The sequence below is a fragment of the Trebonia sp. genome (assembly GCF_049794275.1).
Taxonomy (GTDB): domain Bacteria; phylum Actinomycetota; class Actinomycetes; order Streptosporangiales; family Streptosporangiaceae; genus Trebonia.
This window is the reverse complement of the sequence record NZ_JBARCR010000086.1, coordinates 1-7202: the sequence shown is the minus strand read 5'-3', so window position 1 is coordinate 7202 and position 7202 is coordinate 1. Positions and strand designations below refer to the sequence as shown.

Genomic DNA, 7202 nt, shown 5'->3' with positions numbered 1-7202 from the left:
GGTCAGGCGGCCGCGTCCGCCCGCGGGCCCCGGCCCGCTGTCACCCACCCCGGCAGCTCCCAGCCGGCCGGCGCCTGGCCCGATGGCGATCGCCCAGGGGCAGGTCAGCGCTGATCCCGCCGAGGCGCCTGATGGTGAGCGGGTGATCGTCCCTACCTCGATCTACGCCCCGGGCACCCTGGTCGATGCTCAGCCAGATGGCGAGGGTGCCGCGACTGGCGCGCCACCGGATCCGGGTCAGGCGCCAGGACCGGGTCCGGGCCCGGCCGCGGATTATCCTGCTTCTCCCCCCGATCCAGGCATGGGCCAGGCGACTCCCCCCGACTATGGGCCACCGTCTGCGTCCGATCCCGGCTATGACGCGTCCGCGGATCGCGGCGCCAACCCGCCGGGCGAGCATCCGTACGGCAACTACGCGTACGTGATCCGGGATGAAGAGCCGCCCGCGCCCCGGCCGCGCGCTACGGGTCCGGGCATGAGGTCACCCGCGAGCCAGCCGCCGCCTCAGGAGGCACTCCGTCCCGAGCCGGCCACCGCGTACGGTCCCGACGACCCGGCCTACGGCCCGCCGAGTGCCGGGTGGTACTCCAGCGAGGACCAGGCAGCCGAAGAACCCCAGCACGCCCGCGGCGTATTTGAACCCCCCCAGAATCAGGGCGGATCCGGCCAGGATCCGGCCGACGATACGCCGCCGCTCGAGCAGATCAGGGACTTCTACCTGACCGCGGAGGCGATCAGTGCCGAGAACCTCGACAGGGACTTCGACGAGCTAATGGAAAGGCAGCGACAGCTGATCAGCGCATACTTCACCGAGGCAGCCCTCCAGGAGGACCCGCGGTGAGCGGTGTCATCGCAGTGCTCGGGTTCGGCGAGGCGGGCTCGCTGCTCACCCGCGACCTTTTGGCCGCGGGCGCCAGCGTCCGCGGCTTCGACCCCGCGGTGCCCGCGCCCGCGGGCGTCACCGAAGCCGGCAGCGACGCGGAAGCCGCCGCGGGCGCGGACCTCGTGCTCAGCGTCAACAGCGCGAAAGAGGCGGTCGCCGCGCTGGCCGGCTCGCTGGACGCGATGCGTCAGGGGACCGTCTGGGCCGACCTGAACACCGCCGCCCCCGCCGTCAAGCAGCGGCTCGCCGAGATCGGCCGGTCCCGCGGCATCCCGGTCACCGACATCGCCATGATGGCGCCTGTCCCCGGCAAGGGCCTACGGGTACCGATGCTCGCCAGCGGCGAGGCGGCTGGAGAAGTCGCGGCGCGGCTGCGCGGGTACGGCGCCAACGTCGAGGTGCTCGACGGGCCGGCCGGCCTCGCCGCCACCAGGAAGCTGCTGCGCAGCGTCTTCTACAAGGGGATGGCGGCGTCCATCGTGGAAGCGCTGGAGGCGGCCCGCGCCGCGGGCTACGAGGACTGGCTGCGCGAGCACATCGCCGAAGAGCTCGAGAAGGCCAACGCGAAGACCGTGGACAGGATCGTCACGGGGACCCGCCAGCACGCCGTCCGCCGCGGCGCAGAGATGGCGGCGGCGGCCGAGATGCTCGCCGACTTCGGCGTCGAGCCCATCATGGCCGACGCCAGCCGCGCCCTGCACGAACGCCTCGCCGCCGAAGAAGAATAGCGACCGGCCCGTCCCGGGCACTTAGGGCGCGAACGTCACCTTAGAACCGGGGCAAAGCGGACATAAAACGGGACGATCGCGCCCTAAGTGAGAATTGCCGTGTGAGGGACGGCGATAACAGCAAGAAGCGGCGCGACCGCTGGACTGTCGGATCCGGTCCTGCTCGGGCCGGGAGCACGAGCAGGACCGGGAGCCCTTTGAACGCTCCCGCGCGCGGCCTGGGCTTTGCGCGGGAGCGCCGCGGCGTTCAGTAATGACGCTTGCAGCTGGACATGATCGTGACAGGCACGGTCTCGGTCTGCTTAGTGGTGCCATCGTTGGCCCACAGCGTGATGGTGAACGACGAGTTCGCCGGGAGGCCAGCCGCCGCTTTCACGTCCACGTAGCCTTCCGCGTCCAGCGTGTAGCTTGCCGGGTCTGGTTGGGGGACCACCCTGACGGGCCCGGTCCCGTTGCTCCAGCCGGCCGGGATGGGCGGCGTGGTGTAGGACCCCGTATCGGTGCCGTCTGTGCCGTAGTAGAAGTCGATGAGGGTTGTGCCCGCAACGGAAATACCCGCCACCAGGCCGGACGCGCCGATATTGATCGGCGTGGACCAGCTGCCGTTCAGATCGATCGCCAGGTCACTTGTCCCGCCGGCGGTGGTGAAGCAGACGGGACGGCTGGCGAACTCGTTGGTGAGCTGCCAGCTGGGGGTAGCCGCGGACGCGGACACGGCCGGGACGGTCAGCGCCGCCGCGGTGATGGCGGCAGGAGCTAGCAGAGCTGCCGCGCGCCAGGGTCTGGTTGTCATGATGTGGTGTCTCCCTAAGCCTGGATACTCACGCCCGGCCAGATGGCGAGCGTTCTCGTCAGGGCCAAGAAGGAGGAGCCCGCAGGCTAAGGTGCCGCAGCCCAGGGCAAAAGGTCCCCACTCCGGGTCCACGTCAATGACTACGGCTGGCGCCGGGAACTGGATTGCGCCGTGCCGCCAGGGAAACTGTTTCGATGACCACGCGGACCTCTGATAACAGCAAGAAGCGGCTTGCCGCCAGAGATTGTGGGGACTTTGACCCGGTTTTCGGCGCCGAACTCCCCGCGATAATCGGCGGCCGTCCGCCCGCTCCTGATAACAGCAAGAAGCGACGCGACCGCTGGACTGTCAGATCCGGTCCTGCTCGGGCCGGGAGCACGAGCAGGACCGGAAGCCCTTGTCAGTCCGCGGCGCTACTGGTGGTCAGTAATGGCGCTTGCAGCTGGACTTGATCGTGACAGGCACGGACTCGGTCTGCAGAGTGGTGCCATCGTTGGCCGACAGCGTGATGTTGAACGACGAGTTCGCCGCACGGCCAGCCGCCACCGTCACGTTCACGTAGCCTTCCGCGTCCAGCGTGTAGCTTGACGGGTCGGGTTGGGAGGCCAGCCTGACAGGCCCGGTCCCGTTGCTCCAGCCGGCCGGGATGGGCGGCGTGGTGTAGGCCACCGTATAGCTGCCGTCCAGGTAGTAGTAGAAGTCGATGAGGGTCGTGCCCGCAACGGAAACACCCGCCGGCAGGCCAGACGCGCCGATATTGATCGGCGTAGACCAGGTGCCGTTCAGGTTGATCTCGAGTTCATTCGTCCCGCCGGCGGTGGTGTAGCAGACGGGACTGCTGGCGAACTCGTTCGTGAGCTGCCAGCTGGGGCTAGCCGCGGACGCGGACGCGGCCGGGACGGTCAGCGCCGCCGCGGCGATGGCGGCAGGAGCGAGCAGAGCTGCCGCCCGCCAGGGTCTGGTTGTCATGATGTGGTCTCCCTAAGCCTGGGTACTCACGCCCGGCCAGATGGCGAGCGTTATCGTCAGGGCCAAGAAGGAGGAGCCCGCGGGCTAAGGTGCCGCAGCCCAGGGCAGAAGATCCCCACTCCGGGTCCACGTCAATGACTACGGCTGACGCCGGAAACTGGATTGCGCCGTGCCGCCAGGAAAACTGTTTCGATGACCACGCGGGCCCCTGATGACAGCAAGAAGCGAAGCGAAGCGAAGCGCAGCCGCCAGCAGTCACCACGCGCCCGTTCGGGGACGGAAAAACGGCGGTCCTGACTACGCGAGCGGGGCGAGTGCCTCCGCCAGCGGCGCGAGCAGTTCCGGCTTGACGTGCAGCGGCAGGCCGACGATGCACAGGTCCACGCCCGCGTCTCGCCAGGTGGTGGCGTCCGCGACCACCTCGTCGATGTCGTCTTCGTAACGCACGTTGACCGAGCAGGTGATCTCGGAAACGTCCCGGCCGATGGATGCGCAGTGCCCGGCGAGGACGTCCTTGAGCTCGAGCCATTCGGCGACCCCGCCGCGGCCGAGCGAGTTCCACTGCTGCGCCCACCGGGCGGTCGTGCGCAGCGTGCGCCGACGGCCGGTGCCGCCGATGGTGATCGGCGGGTAGGGCCGCTGCACCGGCTTAGGCTCGCAGCGCGCGTCGGTGAGCCGGACGTACTGGCCGGGGAAGTTGGAAACCGGCTCGGTCAGCAGCATCACCATCGCCTCGACGCCCTCGTCGAACCGGTCGAAGCGCTCCTTCAGCGGCGGCAGCGCGATGCCGTAGGCGTCGCACTCCATCTGGTTCCAGCCCGCGCCGATGCCGAGCTCGAGGCGGCCGCCGGACATGATGTCCACGGTGGCGGCCATGTTGGCCAGCACGGCCGGGTGCCGGTAGATCATGCCGGTGACCTGGCAGCCGATCCTGATCCGCCGCGTCGCGGTTGCCATGGCGCCGAGCATGGTCCAGGCCTCGAAGTTCGGCCCGGCCATGTCGCCGGTCAGCGGGTAGAAGTGGTCCCAGTTCCACGCCGACTCGAACAGCGGGAGCTCGTCGGCCGCGAGCCACGCGTCGCGGATCTCTTCCCAGGTCTGGTGCTCGGGGCGTGTCTTGATCGCGAACCGCATTGCAGGGAACCCTTCCCGCGAAACGAACGAAACGAAGCCGCATCGTCTTGGTCTAGCCGGGACACGACGTTACGCCACAGGCGCCAGCACCCCCGCAATGGGTCACCTTGTGAAGTACCTTGATATCGAGATACTGTACGGTTAGGTGCCGGGGGAGATCGACAAAGGCACGCATGCACCCGCACCGCACCGCATCGATGGGCGAGGAGGCTCACGAACCATGACTGCGAACAGCTTCGGCAGCCGGGCGACGATCGAGGCGGGCGGCGCGTCGCATGAGATATACCGGCTGGACGCGGTCGCGGGCAGCGAGAGCCTCCCGTACAGCCTGAAGATCCTGCTCGAGAACCTGCTGCGCAATGAAGACGGCAAAAACATCACCACAGAGCACATCAACGCCCTCGCCAGCTGGGACGCGAAGAAGGAGCCGGACACCGAGATCCAGTTCACCCCGGCCCGGGTGATCCTGCAGGACCTGACCGGCGTGCCGGCCGTCGTGGACCTCGCCGCGATGCGCGAGGCCATGGAAAGTCTCGGCGGCGACGCGACGAAGATCAACCCGCTCATCCCCGCGGAACTGGTCATCGACCACTCCGTCGTCGCCGACGTCTTCGGCCGCCCCGACGCTTTCGAGCGCAACGTCGCGCTGGAGTTCCAGCGCAACCGCGAGCGCTTCCAGTTCCTGCGCTGGGGCCAGCAGGCCTTCAGCCGCTTCCGTGTCGTCCCGCCGGGCACCGGCATCGTGCATCAGGTGAACATCGAGCACCTGGCCCGCGTCGTCATGACGCACGACGGCCAGGCGTATCCCGACACCTGCGTCGGCACCGACTCCCACACCACCATGCAGAACGGTCTCGGCATCCTCGGCTGGGGAGTCGGCGGCATCGAGGCGGAGGCGGCCATGCTCGGCCAGCCGATCTCCATGCTGATCCCGAAGGTCGTCGGCTTCCGCCTCACCGGCGCCCTGCCGACCGCCGCCACCGCCACCGACCTGGTGCTCACGATCACCGAGATGCTGCGCAAGCACGGCGTCGTCGGCAAGTTCGTCGAGTTCCACGGCGAGGGGGTCGCCGAGGTCCCGGTGGCGAACCGGGCGACGATCGGGAACATGTCGCCGGAGTTCGGGTCGACGTGCGCGATCTTCCCGATCGACGCCGCGACGCTCGAGTACCTGACGCTGACCGGCCGCCCGGCCAGCCAGATAGAGCTCGTCGAGACGTACGCCAAGGAGCAGGGCCTGTGGCACGACCCGGCCCGCGAGCTGCGGTTCTCCGAGGAGCTGACCCTCGACCTGTCCACCGTCGTGCCGAGCATCGCCGGCCCGAAGCGCCCGCAGGACAGGATCGAGCTCGCGAACGCCAAGACCGCGTTCCGCGACGCGCTGCCGTCCTATACCCACGACGACCAGCTGAACGGCACGTTCCCCGCCTCTGACCCGACCACCGGCGACGACTACCGGGCGACCAACGAGGCCGGCGTCACCCTGGAGGACGGCACCAAGACCACGGTCGACCACGGCCACGTCGTCATCGCCGCGATCACGTCCTGCACGAACACCTCCAACCCGTTCGTGATGATCGGCGCCGCGCTGCTGGCCAAGAAGGCGGTCGAGGCCGGGCTGTCCCGCAAGCCGTGGGTGAAGACCACGCTGGCGCCCGGCTCGAAGGTGGTCATGGACTACTACGAGCGCGCGGGACTCACCCCCTACCTGGAGAAGCTCGGCTTCAACCTGGTCGGCTACGGCTGCACCACGTGCATCGGCAACTCCGGGCCGCTGCCCGAGGCGATCAGCGAGGCGGTGGCCGAGAACGACCTGGCCGTGGTGTCGGTACTGTCCGGCAACCGCAACTTCGAGGGCCGGATCAACCCGGACGTGAAGATGAACTACCTGGCCTCCCCGCCGCTGGTGGTGGCGTACGCGCTGGCCGGCACGATGGACTTCGACATGAACCGCGACCCGCTCGGCTCGCGGGCCGACGGCAGCCCGGTGTACCTGGCCGACATCTGGCCGTCCGGGGCGGAGATCGCCGCAGTGGTGCAGGACGCGGTGGCGGCCGAGATGTTCAGCCGGGACTACGCCGACGTGTTCGTAGGCGATGACCGGTGGCGGTCGCTGGACGTGCCCACCGGGGACACGTTCGACTGGGGCGCGGACTCCACCTACGTGCGGAAGCCGCCGTACTTCGCGGGCATGCCGGACCAGCCCGCACCGGTCACTGACATCCACGGCGCCCGCGCGCTGGCCATGCTGGGTGACTCGGTGACCACCGACCACATCTCCCCGGCCGGCGCGATCAAGACGGACAGCCCGGCCGGGACGTACCTGACCGAGCACGTGGTGGAGCGGAAGGACTTCAACTACTACGGCTCGCGGCGCGGCAACCACGAGGTGATGATCCGCGGCACGTTCGCCAACATCCGGCTGCGCAACCAGCTCGCGCCGGGCACCGAGGGCGGGGTCACCGTGCACCTGCCGGACGGCGAGGAGATGTCCATCTACGACGCGTCCAGGAAGTATCTCGACGAGGGCACGCCGCTGCTCGTGCTGGGCGGCAAGGAGTACGGCTCCGGCTCGTCCCGGGACTGGGCGGCCAAGGGCACCCTGCTGCTCGGCGTGCGGGCGGTGCTGACCGAGTCGTTCGAGCGGATCCACCGGTCCAACCTGATCGGCATGGGCGTGCTGCCGCTGCAGTAC

The 7202-nt window shown here is 69.0% G+C and carries 5 protein-coding genes and 1 pseudogene; 3 read left to right on the top strand and 3 right to left on the bottom strand.

The features are described from left to right. Positions 1–841, top strand: a pseudogene (locus WA805_RS02285) (hypothetical protein); the annotation flags it as partial. Further along, complete coding sequence (locus WA805_RS02280) at positions 838–1611, top strand: DUF1932 domain-containing protein (protein ID WP_425241534.1); 774 nt, start codon at positions 838–840, stop codon at positions 1609–1611. The pseudogene WA805_RS02285 and the gene WA805_RS02280, both read left to right, overlap by 4 nt. Positions 1612–1858: 247 nt before the next feature. Here the strand turns inward: WA805_RS02280 and WA805_RS02275 are convergent, their stop codons facing one another. From WA805_RS02275 to WA805_RS02265, 3 genes are all read right to left on the bottom strand, one after another. Further along, a complete protein-coding gene (locus WA805_RS02275) occupies positions 1859–2404 on the bottom strand; it encodes a hypothetical protein (RefSeq protein WP_422287031.1) in 546 nt (181 codons plus the stop codon). Positions 2405–2827: 423 nt separating this feature from the next. After that, positions 2828–3373: a hypothetical protein gene (locus WA805_RS02270; protein ID WP_425241533.1), complete on the bottom strand. Its 546-nt coding sequence runs from the start codon at positions 3371–3373 to the stop codon at positions 2828–2830. Between the two features lie 297 nt (positions 3374–3670). Beyond that, positions 3671–4507: a TIGR03560 family F420-dependent LLM class oxidoreductase gene (locus WA805_RS02265; protein ID WP_422287033.1), complete on the bottom strand. Its 837-nt coding sequence runs from the start codon at positions 4505–4507 to the stop codon at positions 3671–3673. A gap of 220 nt (positions 4508–4727) precedes the next feature. Here WA805_RS02265 and acnA point away from each other — a divergent pair. After that, positions 4728–7202 (top strand): aconitate hydratase AcnA (gene acnA / locus WA805_RS02260; RefSeq protein WP_425241532.1); only part of this gene is annotated, 2475 nt, incomplete at its 3' end.